Here is a 17,901-nt window from a genome sequence, read left to right as displayed (position 1 = left end):
TCCTGGGGAGGAATAAAATAACCATAATATGATAGATACATTAAAAAGCTAAAATAAAATAAAAAGGTTGTTTCAACAGTTTTTGCGTTGGAACTGTTGAATTATGATTTTTTTAACTGGTATCGGTGTATTAATCGTATACTTTTAACCTGTAATTACTGTTTCAGAGCCTCTACGTGAGGTAGGCACACCTCTTTTTGGTACATCGTAGTAGTCAACCCAAGTGTTACCATTCCAGGTTTGCACTGAACGGTGGTTGCCAACATAACTGTTTGCATACTGGATTATTCGGGCTTTTTGACCGGATGATGTTAGTCGACTGTACGCTGCATTACTGATATCCCAGCAGTCACCACTGCCACTCCATTGAGTGTTATAAGTTCGGGTGTAGCTTCGAACTGTAGTAGCATACGATTTCTTAGTTGAAGTAGTTGATTTGCGGGAACTGTAACTTGTATCAGCACTGTTATCAGTACTTTTCTCACCGGCTGCTGCCTGGACTTCTGCAACGTATTTGTCCCAGTTTTCCATGGCTTTAGTTGTGTCTTTACCTACAACACCGTCAACAATTAAACCAGCTTCTTCCTGGAATGTTTTAACCGCTTTTTCAGTGTCAGCACCGAAAACACCGTCTACATTTCCAGAATAGTAACCGTAATCAGTTAACCATTGTTGTAGTTCTTTGACCTTATCACCAGAAGAGCCAAGTTTCAATGAACCATCAGTAGTGTTATTTCCTAAGATTTTAGTTGTTTTCTCACCAAAAGGCTTGTTCTTCTGAAGTACGTCCTGAGTTTCTTGAATCTCAGAATTAGTAACCCCAATGGACAAACCATCGGCAGGATTCTCACCTATTGCATTATTATTCTGATCACCTACAGCACCCGAGATGGGGATTGCTGCGACAACCATACACAACATACATAATATTGCATAGGTAGAGTTTCGCTTCACTCGCTTAATTATACCGCCTCCGTATCCTATAAAATCGAGTTTACAGGACTCTCTTGGACTACACTATGATGGAAACAACATAGCTTATAAAGGTTTCGAAATAATTCCCCAAAAAAGGACCATATATGGCTTTTTTTAGCATTTAAGACACTCTATGCGGTTATTTAAATTAGCGATCTGGGACCGACTCCTTCCTTTAGTATTTTTACCAAATCACCTTTATTTAAAGCCCATTTCCTCAAAATAAGCTTATGCAATTCCATTATATGTGAGGCATATACTCCATTATAAGGGATAAAATGGAATTAATGGAACTTTAAATGATTAAAGGCCACCAAATCATGAGTTTTTGCTAAATAAGGTTAATACGAACCTTAACATAATTTAAGAGATTTTAAGGTCTTTTTTAACAATTGAGGTCTGATTTCTTTTTTTTAATAATTTTAACTCATTTAAAATGGAATTTTTAATAACAAATAGTCGGAATATATGTTCCGACTCAGGTTTCTGGTATCCGCATATCCAACGCATTAACATCCAACACTATATACGCCATGTGAATATAATTGGTTTAATACAGGTAACCAATAATCAACTTCACATAATTATAATCTAAATAACTTATCAACACGACTTTAAACATAGCCCTAAATGTCTACAGTAGATCTTACAGTAGACTGTGATCATTAAAATGCAAATATTAATCTGAATATGATATCCTGATATATTTCTATCAGAAATATTATCAGGATATAATTATTTCCAATCTGGATATAATTTCATGAAAAAATTATTATATAAAACGATTATTTACACCAAAAAAAGAGTTTAATAGGTGAAACAGTAAAATGCTATTATCAGATCCGGCCATTACATCATTGGAAAAAAAAGGATATCGTTTTGTTGGTTCAAAAAAACATGCCGCAGCCAAAGTGTGTCACTGGACCAAAAAAAGCATCATGGATGATGGTGTTTGTTATAAAGAAAAATTTTATGGTATAGAAAGTCATCGTTGTCTGCAGATGTCCCCCAGTATACCATTCTGCCACCATAAATGTCTATTTTGCTGGAGAGATATTTCCATAACCAGTACCACCTGGAAGGATGAATTCGATGATCCCGGAGAAATAATAGATGAGTGTATTAAGGCCCAGCGTAAACTGCTGGTGGGTTACTTTGGCAATCCCGGTGCCAACCAGAAAAAAATATCAGAAGCCCAGGATCCCACCAATGCCGCTATATCACTGGCCGGGGAACCATTACTTTACCCTCCCATCAACCAGCTCCTGGAAGAATATAAAAAGAGACATTTCACCACTTTCCTGGTCAGCAATGGCCTCAGTCCAGATAAACTGGGGAAACTGAACCCAGAACCCACTCAACTGTACCTTTCCCTGGATGCACCCAACCCTGAAATATATAAGAAAATTTGTGATCCTCAGGTTAAAGATGGTTGGGATAATTTAAATCAATCCCTGGATCTTTTATCCAGTTTCAACTGTCGCACCGTGATCAGGATGACCAGTGTTGCCGGTTATAATATGACCCATCCTGAGGAATATGCGCGGATCATCGAAAGAAGTAATCCTGATTTCGTGGAGATCAAAGCCTACATGTATGTGGGCAGCTCACGTGACCGTTTGACATTTGATAACATGCCCCGGTCCAAGGATCTGGAGAGTTTCGCCCAGGAAATTGCCAGTTTATGCGGAAGGGAAATTGTGGATAAATCCTCTGAAAGTAGAGTGGTGCTTCTCTCATGATAATGATGTTTATTTATTAAGAATAATCATTACATTAAATTAATTTCGCATATATCGGTTAAATAGCTCTTATATCTTGAAAATAACTCGCATATGGTTAAAATGGTACTTATATCCTGAGAAGAATTCATCTTTCTTAAAAATAGTGTTTTTCTTTATGTTGAAAATATAAGTATTGTTTGGGTGATGACCCCATTTATTTCCATCCCATTATCCAAAGGAAGGGGCTAGAGGAACCCGATGACAGTTTTGAATCATATTTTTCCCATAGATTTAATTAGTTGTTAAATCTAATATGGGAATGATAAAAAAAATTACAAAAAATAAATTTAAAATTCAGGGAGTGGTAGGATGAAAAGGTTGTTGTTGGCTTTAATAATATTAACCATATGCTTAAGTCCCATTTACAGTGCCAGTACATCTGGTTTCGCAATCACCTATGGGGAAACAACTTACAATAACCCCACATATAAAAGTTCGGTGAACAGTTACTTTGGTTCTCACACTGATAAGAATTTGAATAACGCCAATACTAAGGTTGTAACTGCATCACAGGTGAATCAGATTGCCAAAAATATCACCGGACGGACCTACAATTCTAACCAGATTTTTTCCTGTGCACTGGTTGATCTGAGTTACAGTCAGGGCATCAAGATCATTGTGGACACCAGTAAAATTAACACTGTAACCTCTAAAATGTATGCCAATGCCTTGAAATCCACGGGGATTGAAAATGGCTACGTGGTGGTTACTTCACCAGTAAGTGCTACTGGAGAATCAGCACTTACCGGGGTTTTAGAATCATACGAAGTGGCAGTGGGAACACCAATACCTGAAGAGGCTAAGAAAGCCGCCACTGAAGAGCTTTACACTGAAACTCAGATTGCCAATCAAACTGGTCAGAGTCCGGATAAAATAGCTGAACTCTTTGACAAGGCCAAACAGGAAGTTCAAAAACAAAATTTGCAGGATCCTGCCCAGATAAAGGTTATTGTTATCAACGTGGCCAACAGCTTGAACATAAATTTAAGTGACCAGCAGGCCCAGGACATAGCCAATGCCCTTGCCAACTCCCAAAAAGTTCAGGGTAGCCTCACTGACTTTAAAAACCAACTCCAAGCTGCCACACAACAGGCATCCCAATCCCAGGGAATACTGGATCAGATCCAAAATTATCTGCAGAGTTTCATTGACTATATAATGAGCTTCTTTGGAGGCTAGACAATTTATAAATATTAGTTCCAGATAATGGCATTAAAATGGATGTTAAATTTATCCCATTATCATTAACTTAAGTAGAAGTGAATAGTAAAGTGAATTAGTTGGAATTTATGATCAAACACATTACTGGATGAAAAATATTTTAGGATGGGAAAATAACATTTGCCAGTGACTATGTTTAGGTTATTGTAACTTATCTGCATATTAATAGTAATCCATCTTCATGCAATTTGAATATAGGATCGTGCCAGTATTGATTAAATGTCCAAGAATACACTGAAAAAAACAATACCCATACACATCAATTAATCAACTACCAATTACCTTACAAACAACGATTAAATAGAATATGTATCCAAAATAGTGATAAACATGTTAATCGCCCAAAATCATTTGCAATTAATATTAGAAATGGCCGTGATAATACATATGGGCGTTTTACTGCTTATAAACATCATTCCTTTTACCCTGAGCATGGTATTATTCCTATCCCTTATTTTAACCATGTTCCTGGCAGGGATATTCAGTATTGATTCTGCCCTTCTGTTCCTACCCTATGTTTCCCATCAAGAGTTCACCCATCCCTTCGGCCCATTGGCGGTTTTTGCATGGGTAACCCTCTCCGCATCAGCCAGCCTGTTAAGTGAAGTTGAAATTAAATCTACCTCAATAACCACCCTTTCACTGATACTTTTCGGTGCTATAGCAGTTGCAGGGGGTTTAATGCACCGTTCATTCCTAATATTATGGTTCCTGGGATGGTTCATAGGATACTTCATCATGTCCAAAAGCTTCCGAAGAAGTGTTAAAATCACCCGAAAACGAATTATGACAGTTGTAGGGGCTGCTTTAGGTGGTTTTGCCATCCTGGAAATAATGTCAAAGGTGTTAAATGCTTCTGTACTCAGTCCTCTGCTCAGGTTAACCCGTTTAGAAGAATATGCTATTCCCAGTCTTAAAATGGTTGTTAAAAACACACAACTATGGGGACATGTCCATGGCTCATGTTACTGGGCAGGAGAATGCCTGGGTGGCTCTGACGGCTATCTTTCATTACCCATGAACATGATCAACACATTCACTCTACCCTTTCCCCTGTTCTTCGGGGTTTTAGTGACTAAAAAAGATATCATTGACTATATGCTCCCGGGAATCTTTGGAGTGGCCTTTGACTTCGGATACGGGGGACTGTTTGCCTTATTGTGCTGGTGTACCTTTGTCATGGGCAGTGGTTTTTACGTACTGGGTAAGTACCGTAGCAAAAGAAGGGTGGGGAGTAGAAGATATCTGGGAAGAGAAGCACTTCTCATAGGGGCCTTAACCGCATTCATAGCCCAGACCATAATTGGACTTTTCCTATTCAACCGGACCCTCAATGGATCCGCCATGCTAACCTACATATTCTTATCAGCCATGGTGGTAGCTCACCTGGTAACCATAAAACCAAGTTTAAGATAAGAAACATGTTTTATTTTTGAATAAAAAAAGTTTTCTGTAATAAACAGCAAGATCATTATTTTAAAGATATGCATTTTTTTATTTAGTGGTAAAATTCACTAAAAAAATAATGATTAAAGAAGAAAAAAATTAGTAGCTGAAATGGGGAATACAATTCATAGAACCTATTTTTTTTATTCCAGATTATGGCATAATTCAACTGCTTTTCGGGCGGCAGATTCCATGGAAGTTTCATAACTTACCCCTGCTGCATTGAGTATGCGCTGCCCTTCCTCTTCATTGGTACCAGTGAGTCTGATTACCAGGGGCACTCTTCGTTTAGAATCCTTCAAAACACTTATAACCCCATTAGCCACATCATCAGCCCGGGTTATACCACCCAAAACATTAAGGAACACTACTTTCACTTGGGGATTGGAAATTACAAGGTTCAGTGCACGGGCAATATTTTCTTGGGATGCACCGCCACCAATGTCCAGGAAAGTTGCTGGTTTTCCACCGTAAAGGTTGAGCATGTCCATTCCAGTGAGGGTGAGACCAGCACCATTACCAATAACTGCTATATCCCCATCCAGTTTCACGTAGGCAAATTCATCACTGGGTTCAGTTTTAAGCTGTGCCAGGTCCCGGTGGCGGTACAGAGAATCATCATCAATTTCCAGTTTAGCATCAGCAGCAATGATCCCCCCATCAGTGCGAACCAGGGGGTTGATCTCGGCTATATTGGCATCATATTTTTGGAATATCTGGTAAAGCTTCCAGATGATCCCCCCAACTGGTGATATTAGATCACTGGTTAATCCCATTTTACGGGCTATTTCCCGGGCCTGGTAGGGCATGAACTCTTCCAGGGGATCCGGGTGATACTTGAATATTTTTTCAGGGGTTTCACGGGCTACTTCCTCAATATCCACCCCACCTGACTGACTGACCATTATCAGAGGTTTCCGGGCGGATCGATCCACAACTACGCTCAGATAAAATTCTTCCCGAATATCAAGCATCTCCTCCACCAATACTTTTTCCACAGGTTCTCCCTTAATATCAATTCCTATTAACTCTTCAGTGTATTGATAGGCCTGGGTTGGGTTTTCAGCGAATTTAATACCGCCTGCCTTGCCCCTGCCACCCACTAAAACTTGGGATTTGATGGCCACGGACTTTTTAATAGTTTCGGCAGCTTTTTGAGCTTCTTCAGGAGTTTCCACCATTATACTTTGTGGTGTGGGTATTCCCCCTTCACGGAAAATCTCTTTAGCCTGGTATTCATGGATCTTCAATATTCTACACCTCCTGACTGGAGAGTTCCATTCCAGCTTCAAAGGCAGACAGGTTTTTTTCCTCAGTTCCTGGAGGAACACTAGCTTCTATGGCTTTACGGGCTGCCTCCTCAGATATGGCTTTGGTGAAGCCAGTTATGGCACCAATCATTACAATATTAGCCACGATACGCAGCCCTACCTTCTCATCGGCGGTGCGGGTGGCTGGTGCATGGTAAACCTTAATATCATGCTCTTCCACGAATGAACGGATCTTATCCTCCATTACCATATCTGGATCTATTATCAGAATGCCTCCTGGTTTCAATCCATCTAGATATGCTATTAAGGCCTCGTGTGACATGGCCACAAATATATCAGGATGGTGTACTTTAGGGTAATCTATTTCCTCATCACTGATGACCAGTTCGGTTCTTGAAGCACCTCCACGTGCTTCAGGACCGTATGATTGAGTTTGAACTGCGTAGAGTCCATCGTATAATGCTGCAGCTTTACCTATAACTATTCCGGCCAGTATGACTCCCTGACCTCCGAATCCAGCTATTCTTATTTCTTTACGCAATATTTAATCCCCCTGATATGCGGATCTAGTTGCTGATGGTTTTCCAGTTGTGCATTTAGCTTCCAGTAGTTGGCATATTTTGTCTGAGAATTCAGGTTCTTCCTTATTCTGGAATTCTCCCACTATGATCTTCCCTTCCAGTTCTTCTTCAGAAAGTTTGTCTGCTCTTCTTTTGACAATGCTCTCTTCTTTCATCCATTTCATCATGGCAACTGGGGTGCGCAGCTTGTTTTTACGGCCGAAATAGGTGGGACACTGGGAAATTACTTCTATAAATGAGAATCCATTATTTTGAAGGCCTTTTTTGATGGCGTTAGAGAGTTGCACTGGCTGTGCCGTGGTCCAACGAGCAACATAAGTTGCACCTGCGGCTTTAACCATCCTTGAAAGGTTGAATGGCCTTTCCACTGCCCCGTATGGTGCTGTTGATCCGTAACTTCCCTTGGGGCTGGTGGGGCTGATCTGTCCCCCAGTCATTCCGTAGATGCTGTTGTTGATACATATTACAGTTAGGTTGATGTTACGGCGTGCTCCGTGGATGAGGTGGTTACCCCCTATAGCTGCCGCATCTCCATCTCCAGTGAATACTACAACTTCATGATCTGGATTGGCCAGTTTGATGCCGGTGGCAAATGATATGGGTCGGCCGTGGGTGGTGTGTAATGAGTCGCATTTAACGTAACCTGGTATTCGGGAGGAACATCCAATCCCTGATACCATCACCACATCTTCAAAGTTCACTTCTGCCATTTCCATACCGTTGAAGAATGTGTTCATGATAATTCCATTTCCGCATCCTGCGCAGAATATATGGGGAAGTCTATCCTTCCTTAAGTATTTCATAAAACGGTTTTCCCTGTTTTGGTCCATCTTCTCCATCTCCATGGGATGAAAATTTATACTCGAAATTATTTTATTTTTTTAAATCCAGTTGAATGTTAAATTATTAAATCTCAGCTGATTTTTTAACCATATTTAATTGTAATCATCAATTTGATTTTATTCGGTCCAGTATCTCTTCTGGAAGGTGCATTTCACCACCAATCTTAGGTGCTAATTCCACCTTAATCCCAGGGAGGATTCTTTGAATCTCATAGAATATTTGTCCCAGGTTCATTTCCACCACAATTACCCGTTTAGCCCCTTCAACAGCATCCTGAATCATTTTCCCAGGGAAAGGCCAAACAACGTCCATTTTGATAAACCCTGCCCGTATATCCTGTTCCCTGGCTGTTCTAACTGCTTTAAGGGCTGAACGGGATGGTGCACCATAGGAAATGACCACTACCTCTGCATCATCCACGTTTTCCGTTTGAATCCTTGCTATTTCATCAGTGTGATGCAGGATCTTATCACATAAACGTTTAACCAGTTTGGAATGATCATGTGGACTGGAAGCATCAGGGTATCCTCTCTCATCATGGGTAAGTCCAGTAATGTGCATTTTGTAGCCATCACCCAAAGCAGGCATGGGACTGGTTCCATCAGCCTCAGCCTTGAATGGTAGAAATTTTCCTGGCTTCTGGGTGGGCATTTGCCGTGGGGTGATGTTAACCTTTTCTGGTATGCTTATCTTTTCCCTCATATGACCCACTATTTCATCACTCATAACCATCACCGGGACCCGGTACTTCTCAGCCAGATTGAATGCTTCTACTGTGAAATCAAAACATTCCTGTACTGATGATGGAGATAAGGCTATGACTTCGTAATCTCCGTGGGATCCCCAGCGGGCCTGCATCATATCACTCTGACTGGCCATGGTGGGTTGTCCGGTGGAAGGAGATCCTCGCTGCATGTTTATTATTACCAGGGGTGTCTCGGTCATTACCGCGTATCCGATGTGTTCTTGCATCAGGGAAAAACCTGGTCCTGATGTGGCGGTCATGGATTTCATTCCAGACCACACTGACCCAATGACTGCACCCAGAGCAGCTATTTCGTCCTCCATCTGGACGAATGTTCCTCCCTCACGGGGTAGAAATACCGCCATGTCTTCGGCGATTTCTGTAGATGGTGTAATGGGGTAGCCAGCGAAAAAACGACAACCGGCTTTAATTCCTCCCCTGGCACATGCTTCATTGCCCTGTATAAAATAATCCTCAGTTTTCATCCGCATCATCCACTTTTTCGTCTACTCTTATTGCTTGATCAGGACAGAGCATAGCACATAACTGGCATTGAGTGCATTTGTCCTCATATTCTGGTACTGGAACATTCACACCCTTCTTGTTAAGAATCCCGGATTCCTTGTAAACTTTACGAGGGCAGAACTCGGTGCAGATGTTGCAGCCTTTGCACAGATTCTCATTAACGGTTATCATGAAATCTACCATTTTTTTTATAATATTAGCTTTGATATTTTAAATAATTGTTGATGGTTAACACCCTTCATTAAAGCCATCAACTTCCATTATAAATGATTTGGCGAAATTTAATGCATATAAACCAGTACGCGAACTACTAATTCCCAGTCCACTGTTTTCAATCAACTTCCTCCACATACATCAGTGGATACTGGAGCTCTTCAATGTAGTGCATGCGTACCACTGTATTCACCTCCTGGTACTGGGATGAAACACGTACATCCAGCATATCTCCAGTGAGAGAGAGGTATTCATATTCATTATCCGCTTTTTCAAGCATTTCACGGTTAATACTTACTTGAACATTATTAATGCATGGTTGTAAGGTTAAAGATTCTTCAATGGCTTTTTCCAGGGAGGGTGCACTATCAATACTTACTGGTGTTCCCACGAACTGATGAAAAAGCGCCCCCATGGTAATTGCCCCTTCAAATATGGCTCGTTCACGTGTGGTGATATTCTGGAAATATTTTTGGTCACTCATTTTAAACACCTGATTAGAAATTCAGTTCCACTACACATTATTACTAGGTTGACCATGGCTATTTAATTAGTGTGAAACATTGGAAAATGAATAACCCACATTTAGATATTACCCAAGACAAATGAAATGATCAGTTTATCTCTAAGATCTACAAATTTAATGAAAATTTAAGATTTAAATCCAACTTAAATTATTCTAGAATCCTAAACCTAAAAAATCACTCACTCTAGATATATTTGCTTCCAATGCATTTGGTGGAGTGGGGAAGAAATAACCCAACACCAGGAAGAAGGTTAAAGCTATTGTCACCATAAATATTATGACTTTATCCTCTTTAACCGGGTATAAATAGCTTAAAATAGTGCCTCCAATCATGAAAGCAATGATTATGATAATTGCATAGTGTTGCTGTTGATTTGGTACTCGGGCTGTTTTGATGGGATATATGTTACCCTGTTTAGCCTTGATCATCAGCCTTTCCTTGGTTGATCCCAGGGGATAACAGGTGATTAAAAATAGTACGTTACCCTGTTCCACGGATAATCGGTAATCTGCCGGTACGATGGTACTGTTTTCAATGGTGTATTCAACATAACCTATCCCGGGCCATTCCAGAGTTACATTATCACCGGGTTGTAACTGGTCCAGTTTGAGGAAGGGAGATCCATGTAATGTCCGGTGCCCGAATAGAACCACAGTACCACTGGCTGGTTTGGCTGATTGTGGCTCATGATAAATTCCATAATCCACGGATTTATTGTTTATGGCTTCATCAACCCCAATTTTAGGGATAATAACATAAGGGTTATCCCCAGGTTGCTGGCTGATGGTTTGGGTGGCAGAGTAGTAATTCACTTCCACCAGAGCGTATATGGAAATGATAACCATTCCGGCAATAATAAAAAAAGTGGATATTTTCATGTGCATTCCCTGATTAATCTAAAATCTTGAATGGTATTCTGCAAGAGCATTACACCATCAATACACTATGGTTAGATCATAGATATATTTTTTTGAAATCGGTTGGTTTTGAAATCAGTTTATGCACTATTACTCCATTACTCATTCTTTCGGAAGAACTTGGCGTAAGTTACACCACCAGCAATGATAACCGCTCCAACTACAAATAAGCCAAATGGAACACCAGTTTCTGATGTAGGTACCGAAGCATTGGTGGTGGCTGCAGCTGTAGTAGGAATATTGTATGATGCAGAACCAGCACTTCCTTTACTTGATGAACCACCGCTAGTTGGCCACTGGTAAGTGTAGGAGTAATGTTTGCTTTGACCAGGATATAATAATACATCCCACGCAGCCGTATTAGCCCATGCTAATTGTTTATCAACGTAAGTTACCTGAGGATTACTGTAGGTTAAATTTGAGTCAATTGGAACGATTGGAGCCCGAACAATGCCAGATACCTTTGGACGGGTAGTGTCCATATTTTTTATCCAGAAACAGAAATGTCCCTTCCAGGATACAAGATCTAAACTGGGATTTAAGTACTCAATTTCATTGGGTAAGAACCATGATGCTTGTAAACCAGGTTCGTTTAGAAGTGGCCAAAAGGTGTTGTTGGATCCAGGTTGCCGTATATAATTTGGGAATGAAGAGTTAATGTTGTAAGCACGCACTTTAAATGAAACTGTTTTAGTTTCACCTGGCTGAACCTTCCAACCAAGATCATCCTCATCAACATCAGACATGTATTTAATCATTTTTAGTGCGCAAGGGTCAGTCCATACCACTGTCCAGTATATGGGGGAGCCAGAAGTAGTATCTAATGTTCCTGTATATTTTTGACTAATCTTAAAATATTCCACGTGATCATTGTTGTTTTTGATGGTTACAGTGATGGTAGACTCCAAATATGTGAACTTCACTTCGGAGTCTTGTTCCTGAACCCACGCCTGTTGATCTTTAAATGGATCATCAGCTGCCCAGGAAGTTGAAAAAGCTGAGCACAGGACTAGGAATATCACGACCATGAATAATTTGTTAATGTTCATCTTACAGCCTTCCCCTTAATTTTTTGATCATTCATGCTTTAGTGACTTTATCCTGCCCCATATATCCTCTTAAGCTCCGTTATCATCCATTCTGGAGCATTCTGGGTTGGAACTGTTAGTTGTAAGCTTGGACTATTTTGCATCAGGAATAGTGCATTTTCACGTGGTACTTCCAGAACCAACATATATTTTACATCCAAATCACCTAGATTGGAGGCTCGTTCAAAGTCAGATAATCTCCAACCATAAGCATTCAGTAAACTGTTGACCTGTGCTTCATTCCAGGTACGGGATGCTGCTGCTTTTAAGAGATCTTCCAATCCACTACCTGATGTGGCTGTTGACTGGGTACGGGTGTTGGTCATGGTCAGTGTGTTGACTGCAATTGATTGTGATTGTTCCAAGTTCGCCTCAATAACTCCACTGTCCTTAGCCCTTAAAATTGCCAGCACCGTTGCCCCACTGATGGTAGGTGATGATAAACTGGCACTGGATTGAGTAGATACACTCTGGTTAGTGGTTTGGTTAGTTGTGTTGTTGGCAGTTGATGTAGCTGTAGTGTTAGTGGTGGTGAGATAGACATCCACACTGTCACCCACATTGATCAAACCTCCAGCAGCCTGAAGCCTGGTAATTATTATGGGCACCGCTACAGTATCGGGAGTTTTGATTTCCATGTTTGCCAGTACCGCTGCATCAGCCTCGTTAACTATCTTTTGAGCATCAGCAGTTTTCATCATCAGATTTTTCTGCCCACCAGCCTGATAGGTGATCATTACTCGTCCGTAGGGATCTTTTTTAGATTCTATCTGTTGATTTTGATATTCTCTCCATCCGGAAGTGGCTGGGCCTAACACATCCACTGCTAGAACCATTTCTGGCGTTGTAGCGCCATCAATTTCCGCACGAATCGATGTTTTCCTGGGATCTAATGCAAGAGGTCCTTTAAAGTATGCGTTAACCTCAGTAATTTTGGTTTGCTTGGCTGCGGCCATGGCATCTTGGTATGGTGCAAAAACCAAAAAGTAGTAACCAGCACCAACTAATACAATTAATATAATTCCAAAAACAGCAGCACCAACCAGGGTTCTCTGATCATCATCAGGAGCTCCTTTTCCAAAACCTGCCCCACCAATACCACTGAAACGTCCTTTCTTCTTTTGAGGTGGTTTCTTCAATGGCGGCTTTAGGGTTGGTTTATCTTTAGGCGTTGAGCGAGGCATTGGACGGGGTTTAGGCATTGGACGGGGCTTTTTATCACCATTTGAAAGTTTGCCATCCCCTGCTTTACCGTTATTGCCTATTTTATCCTTGGATTTTTCAGTGGCCTTGGACACCATACCCTTTAGACGCCCGCCGATATCCGAATCCGCTTTTTTACCTTCTTTTCGCAGATCAGGAGCATCTTTTTTGTTTTTATCCTTCTTTCCTAAGATCTTATCTAACATGTGGACCACTTCTATGAAGCCTACCGTATAATTCCATGAGAGGCACTATTATTACATATATTAACGTGAAGATGAATAAAAGCTTTGCGGGAAGATAAGCAATTGATGAAGAAATGTTCTGGGGCAAAATTGTTCCAATGATCAATACACCGCCACCAGCCATCAACATCAACCCCCTAAATTTAGGATACTCAATTGTGCTTATCATAAGCATCGCAACCACTGCCATGATGATTAATGCAAGGTCCATTCGGAATATACCTGAGATGTAGAATGATCCTAGGATCAGTGCAGTGGTAGGTATGGGTAGTCCCACGAATTTATCTCCACCTGGAACATCACTTGAATCTGCAAGTACATTGAACCTGGAGAGTCTTAATATTCCACATATAACTATTAGGAGTGATACTAGTATATTAATGTATGGTATGAAAAACGACTGGCACGCATAAAACAAAAGCATTCCCGGGGCAACACCGAATGAGATCACATCCGAAAGTGAGTCCATGTTAACGCCGAAACCATGTTCATCAACTCGATTAGTTTTTCGGGCCACCCACCCATCTACAGAGTCAAAGATCACCGCCAGGAGCATGAACTTGGCTGCCAGGATCAGGTCCCCGGTGGCCATCATTACCACTGCCAAGAACCCTGAAGAAGCATTAGCCAGTGAAACTAAGTCAGCAGCAGCCATATAATGCCTTATATTCATATTTATACACCAATATAGATTATAAGAATATTTATAAATTTATTTATACATCTGGGCAATTATAGTCTCCCCTGCAGTTGGTTTTTCACCTTCAGTGACCATCAATTCTGTGTTTTCAAAGGGGATTATTAGATCAACTCTGGAACCAAATCTTATCATTCCCAGACGGTCCCCCATTTTCACCTGGTCACCTACTTCCACATACTGGACTATGCGCCTGGCCACGAAACCGGCTATCTGTATGACACCCACTTTTCCATAATCTGAATCTATAACTATTAAATTCTTTTCATTTTCTGTAAGTACATTTCGCATGGCAATTTTAAATTTCCCCGGGTAATGTTGAGTCTTCACAATCCTCCCTGAGATTGGAGCTCGGTTGACATGGACATCGAATGGAGACATGAAAGTACTTATCAAAATGCCCCTCCCTCCAGGACGTAATATATATTCCATAAGTGGGTCTTCATAGTGAACTGTCTGTACGCGATCGATTTTTCCCTTTAAGATTTTACCATCAGCCGGAGCAACAATTAGGCCATTATTATATGGTATTTTCCGGTTAGGGTCCCTGAAAAACTGCATTATGAACGCTATCACCGAGAACATCACAAAGCTTACAATAAAATAGCCAAATAGAAATGGTAAAACCGCAATGGTTAATAGTATGCCTGCTTTTTTTAAGGTTCCTTTGACGAACATGTGGTATCCCTATTATCAAAAATTTAAGTTGATTAATGCTGTATACTGGCCTTATATTGAAAAAGACAACACCAAGGCATTATAAAAATATATATACCGTTAACATATGATAGTAGCTTTAATCATTATACATTAAGAAATTAATTGTAATTCAACCATTTACTTATATATTATTGAGAAATTAAAATAGTTTCATCGCTATGAACAATTAATATATATCAATAGAGTTTCATCACGAATTATTATAATAGTCAATATAAATTTAATTAATACTTAATATTCATCCAACTCAAAATATATTAGAAATGCAAATTTAGAAATTAGTGATAATTTTGACGATTTACTTATATTATAGAAATCAAATTCATATGCTGAACTATTTATTGTATATTTCCATACTCAAATAAGAGCTAATCCAATTTTAATAAAAGTGGTAACTGATGATTGAGAATAAAATAAAAATCCTGAGAAAAGCAGCCGAAGTTTCGACAGTACAGGATTCAGATTATATATGGTGTGTCATTGCTGGTAATGAAGACATGGTTAACAACGTAGCATATTCTGCTATAATGGACAAAGACCGGGTTAAGGTACTATGCAGAGAACACGTGACCACCAGAGAATCATTCGTAACCAAAAAATTTGATTTTATCATGCTCCACGGCGAAACAAGTAAAATAAGAGAATTGAGCATGATATGTAAAGATAATGGTGGTGCCTATCTCAAAATAGCACCTTATTACGTTAAAGACGAGGATAATCTTCTTTTGACAGTTGGTCCTGATAATACCATTAAAAAATTTGTGGGGGATTGTGAAAAAAGCATGGTTAAACTTTCCTTCCTTATTGAGGATCAAACCACTGGATTCATAGAAACCGATGTTTACATAACCAACATGTTACCACGTTTTATTCGCAACACCATAGACCCGTTATTCAAAATGGCTGATGTTGCATTATCAACTGTTTTGATATCTGCTGAGAATGAAAACATTGAAAAAATCAAAGCCATTGCCAAATCCAATAAAATATTCTTAATCGAATTTAATAAAATTTTAAAGAAGTAAATAAACTAAACTCCATAGGAGGATTAAAATGTTCAGTTTTTTAGGTAAAAAAGAGGAAGTAGAAGAGGAAAAAAAACAAGCTTTGTCCAACACTTTGGGCATAGACTTGGGAACCCTTAACACAGTGGTGGCCCGGCCATCCGGAGATAAATTCGACTTATTCAAAATACCATCGGTAGTAGCTGTTAAGAAAGAAGACCCTGGTTATGTTCTAGCAGTTGGTGAAGAAGCCAAAGCAATGCTCGGAAGAACTCCCGAGGATATCATTGCAGTAAGACCACTAAGGCAAGGGGTTATTGAAAGTATTGCCCAGGCAGAGTCACTGCTATTGTATTCCATGGATCTTGGTTCCGGTGATGATACTGCCAGCATTGACCGCATTGTTGTGGGTATCCCTGGAGACGCTTCTGAAGTGGAAAAAAAAGCTGTAGAAGATATTGGAAAAAAAGCTGGGGCTAATTATGTTCTGGTAATAAGTGAAGGACTGGCAGCAGCAATAGGCGCAGGCCTCCCAATAGCCGAAGCATCCGGTACCATGGTCATTGATATAGGTGCTGGATCCAGTGATGTGGTGGTTATATCCCTGGGTGGGATAACTGATATTGAAACCATACGCAGTGGTGGAGACGACATCGATTCCAACATCGTGGAAAAAGTCAAGGAACTCTACAATGTAGAAATCGGCATTCACGAAGCTGAAAAAGCAAAAATAGAAGTGGGAATGGTTCACTCCGAGAACGATGGTGAAAATGGTAAAACCGAAGTTATAGGTAAGTCCATGGAAACCAACAAACCAGAAAAAGTGGAGATCAATTCCACCCTGGTGGCAGATGCTGCTGAACCAATTATTGTTAAACTGGTGGAAGCACTGGCCAAAGTACTGGAAAGAATGTCCCCTGAACTCATTTCCGGTGTCTACAACAAAACAGTAGTAGTAGGTGGAACTTCCCAACTCAAAGGACTTAAAGAACGTATTTACGAAGAAGTCGGTGTGCCAGTGGAGATCTCAGACGACCCCATGACTGTGGTTGCCAAAGGAACTGCAATTGTGGCTGCTGAACCACGTGCCCTGGAACCTGAAGTGCGTCTTAAAGCCATGAAATAAATGAAGAATAATTGTGACTTTATAGGGTAGTTGCCTTTTTTCATAAATTAGGTGACATTTATCCCCTTTTTCAACCACAATAACATACCCAAATATAAATTGGAATCCATGAAAATTATAGGAATAGACGAAGCAGGACGAGGATCTGTTTTAGGACCTTTAGTTGTTTCCGGTGTTGCAGTGGAAGAGGATCGGGTTAAATATCTGGAAAGACTCGGTTTAAAAGATTCCAAAAAGATTTCACCCAAAAGGAGAGTAGCTTTATCACGAAAGATAGAACGAATCGCCGAGTGCCATACCGTGAATATCACTGCCCATGATATAGACACACTACGATCCCGTGATGTTAATCTAAATGAGATTGAAAAAATTGCCATTAACCGTATAATTGGTGATTCTAATCCATCAACCTGTTTCATTGATTCTATGGATGTTAAACCGGAAAGATTGACCAGGGAACTGGAAACCATGCACTCTGACCTTAGGGTGGTAGCTGAACACAAGGCAGATGACCGTTACCCCATTGTCTCTGCTGCATCCATCATAGCCAAAGTGGAACGTGACCGGGCCATTCAGAATATCCGGAAAACATACACAAATGTAGGATCCGGTTATCCCAGTGATCCCAAAACCATCCAGTTTTTGAAAAACCTCTCTCAGGAACCAAATGGAGAACTGCCAGATTTCATACGTCGTTCATGGGCTACAGTTGAAAGAATAATTGGATGAATAACATATATATCATTAATTCTTAAGTTATATTCAAAAAT

18 protein-coding genes are annotated in these 17,901 nt (G+C 40.2%); 6 read left to right on the top strand and 12 right to left on the bottom strand.

Annotated features, from left to right (window positions below; all coding sequences use genetic code 11):
* Nucleotides 1-144: 144 nt before the first annotated feature.
* Entirely contained in the window at nt 145-954 is an 810-nt protein-coding gene (locus BK009_RS10985) for a peptidoglycan-binding protein (RefSeq protein ID WP_232727971.1), read from the bottom strand.
* Between the two features lie 848 nt (nt 955-1,802).
* Here BK009_RS10985 and twy1 point away from each other — a divergent pair.
* The 3 genes from twy1 to BK009_RS10970 all read left to right on the top strand — a co-directional run bounded on the left by twy1 (nt 1,803) and on the right by BK009_RS10970 (nt 5,396).
* Nucleotides 1,803-2,717 carry a 4-demethylwyosine synthase TYW1 gene (gene twy1 / locus BK009_RS10980; RefSeq protein ID WP_100904991.1) on the top strand — a complete coding sequence of 305 codons (915 nt, stop codon included), beginning with the start codon at nt 1,803-1,805 and terminating at the stop codon, nt 2,715-2,717.
* A gap of 351 nt (nt 2,718-3,068) precedes the next feature.
* A complete protein-coding gene (locus tag BK009_RS10975) occupies nt 3,069-3,938 on the top strand; it encodes a DUF1002 domain-containing protein (protein ID WP_100904992.1) in 870 nt (289 codons plus the stop codon).
* Nucleotides 3,939-4,310: 372 nt separating this feature from the next.
* Nucleotides 4,311-5,396, top strand: coding sequence for a hypothetical protein (locus tag BK009_RS10970; protein WP_100904993.1), 1,086 nt, complete (start codon nt 4,311-4,313; stop codon nt 5,394-5,396).
* Nucleotides 5,397-5,569: 173 nt separating this feature from the next.
* Here BK009_RS10970 and sucC read toward each other — a convergent pair whose 3' ends face one another.
* The 11 genes from sucC to BK009_RS10915 all read right to left on the bottom strand — a co-directional run bounded on the left by sucC (nt 5,570) and on the right by BK009_RS10915 (nt 14,959).
* Nucleotides 5,570-6,676 carry an ADP-forming succinate--CoA ligase subunit beta gene (gene sucC / locus BK009_RS10965; RefSeq protein ID WP_100909583.1) on the bottom strand — a complete coding sequence of 369 codons (1,107 nt, stop codon included), beginning with the start codon at nt 6,674-6,676 and terminating at the stop codon, nt 5,570-5,572.
* A gap of 4 nt (nt 6,677-6,680) precedes the next feature.
* Entirely contained in the window at nt 6,681-7,238 is a 558-nt protein-coding gene (locus tag BK009_RS10960) for a 2-oxoacid:ferredoxin oxidoreductase subunit gamma (protein ID WP_100909582.1), read from the bottom strand.
* Nucleotides 7,239-7,241: 3 nt separating this feature from the next.
* Nucleotides 7,242-8,123, bottom strand: a complete 882-nt coding sequence (locus BK009_RS10955) for a 2-oxoacid:ferredoxin oxidoreductase subunit beta (protein ID WP_198517152.1) — start codon at nt 8,121-8,123, stop codon at nt 7,242-7,244.
* A gap of 103 nt (nt 8,124-8,226) precedes the next feature.
* On the bottom strand, nt 8,227-9,351 hold the full coding sequence (locus BK009_RS10950) for a 2-oxoacid:acceptor oxidoreductase subunit alpha (RefSeq protein WP_100909581.1): 1,125 nt from the start codon (nt 9,349-9,351) through the stop codon (nt 8,227-8,229).
* The gene (locus BK009_RS10945) at nt 9,341-9,562 is read right to left on the bottom strand and encodes a 4Fe-4S dicluster domain-containing protein (protein ID WP_100904998.1); all 222 of its coding nucleotides are present in this window, start codon (nt 9,560-9,562) and stop codon (nt 9,341-9,343) included. The genes BK009_RS10950 and BK009_RS10945 overlap by 11 nt, the downstream gene beginning before the upstream one ends.
* 160 nt (nt 9,563-9,722) lie before the next feature.
* A complete protein-coding gene (locus tag BK009_RS10940; RefSeq protein ID WP_100907335.1) occupies nt 9,723-10,088 on the bottom strand; it encodes a dihydroneopterin aldolase family protein in 366 nt (121 codons plus the stop codon).
* 195 nt (nt 10,089-10,283) lie between these two features.
* Nucleotides 10,284-11,009 (bottom strand): class E sortase, encoded by a 726-nt coding sequence (locus BK009_RS10935; RefSeq protein ID WP_100905000.1) that lies wholly within the window; start codon nt 11,007-11,009, stop codon nt 10,284-10,286.
* 137 nt (nt 11,010-11,146) lie between these two features.
* Complete coding sequence (locus BK009_RS10930; RefSeq protein WP_100907333.1) at nt 11,147-12,097, bottom strand: hypothetical protein; 951 nt, start codon at nt 12,095-12,097, stop codon at nt 11,147-11,149.
* Nucleotides 12,098-12,144: 47 nt separating this feature from the next.
* Nucleotides 12,145-13,545, bottom strand: coding sequence for a DUF515 domain-containing protein (locus BK009_RS10925; protein WP_100909580.1), 1,401 nt, complete (start codon nt 13,543-13,545; stop codon nt 12,145-12,147).
* Nucleotides 13,535-14,239 carry an archaetidylserine synthase gene (locus BK009_RS10920; protein WP_232727970.1) on the bottom strand — a complete coding sequence of 235 codons (705 nt, stop codon included), beginning with the start codon at nt 14,237-14,239 and terminating at the stop codon, nt 13,535-13,537. The genes BK009_RS10925 and BK009_RS10920 overlap by 11 nt, the downstream gene beginning before the upstream one ends.
* A gap of 57 nt (nt 14,240-14,296) precedes the next feature.
* On the bottom strand, nt 14,297-14,959 hold the full coding sequence (locus tag BK009_RS10915; protein ID WP_100907331.1) for an archaetidylserine decarboxylase: 663 nt from the start codon (nt 14,957-14,959) through the stop codon (nt 14,297-14,299).
* Between the two features lie 440 nt (nt 14,960-15,399).
* Between BK009_RS10915 and BK009_RS10910 the strand changes: the two genes are divergently transcribed.
* The 3 genes from BK009_RS10910 (at nt 15,400) to rnhB (ending at nt 17,860) form a co-directional block, all read left to right on the top strand.
* Nucleotides 15,400-16,026: a hypothetical protein gene (locus BK009_RS10910; RefSeq protein WP_100905005.1), complete on the top strand. Its 627-nt coding sequence runs from the start codon at nt 15,400-15,402 to the stop codon at nt 16,024-16,026.
* Between the two features lie 28 nt (nt 16,027-16,054).
* Entirely contained in the window at nt 16,055-17,131 is a 1,077-nt protein-coding gene (locus BK009_RS10905) for a rod shape-determining protein (RefSeq protein ID WP_100905006.1), read from the top strand.
* 108 nt (nt 17,132-17,239) lie between these two features.
* Nucleotides 17,240-17,860, top strand: coding sequence for a ribonuclease HII (gene rnhB / locus BK009_RS10900; RefSeq protein WP_100906679.1), 621 nt, complete (start codon nt 17,240-17,242; stop codon nt 17,858-17,860).
* The last annotated feature ends 41 nt before the right edge of the window (nt 17,861-17,901 follow it).

The organism is Methanobacterium subterraneum (assembly GCF_002813695.1).
Classification (GTDB): domain Archaea; phylum Methanobacteriota; class Methanobacteria; order Methanobacteriales; family Methanobacteriaceae; genus Methanobacterium; species Methanobacterium subterraneum.
The sequence above is the reverse complement of the archived record's forward strand: the minus strand, read 5'-3'. Positions and strand labels throughout refer to the sequence as shown.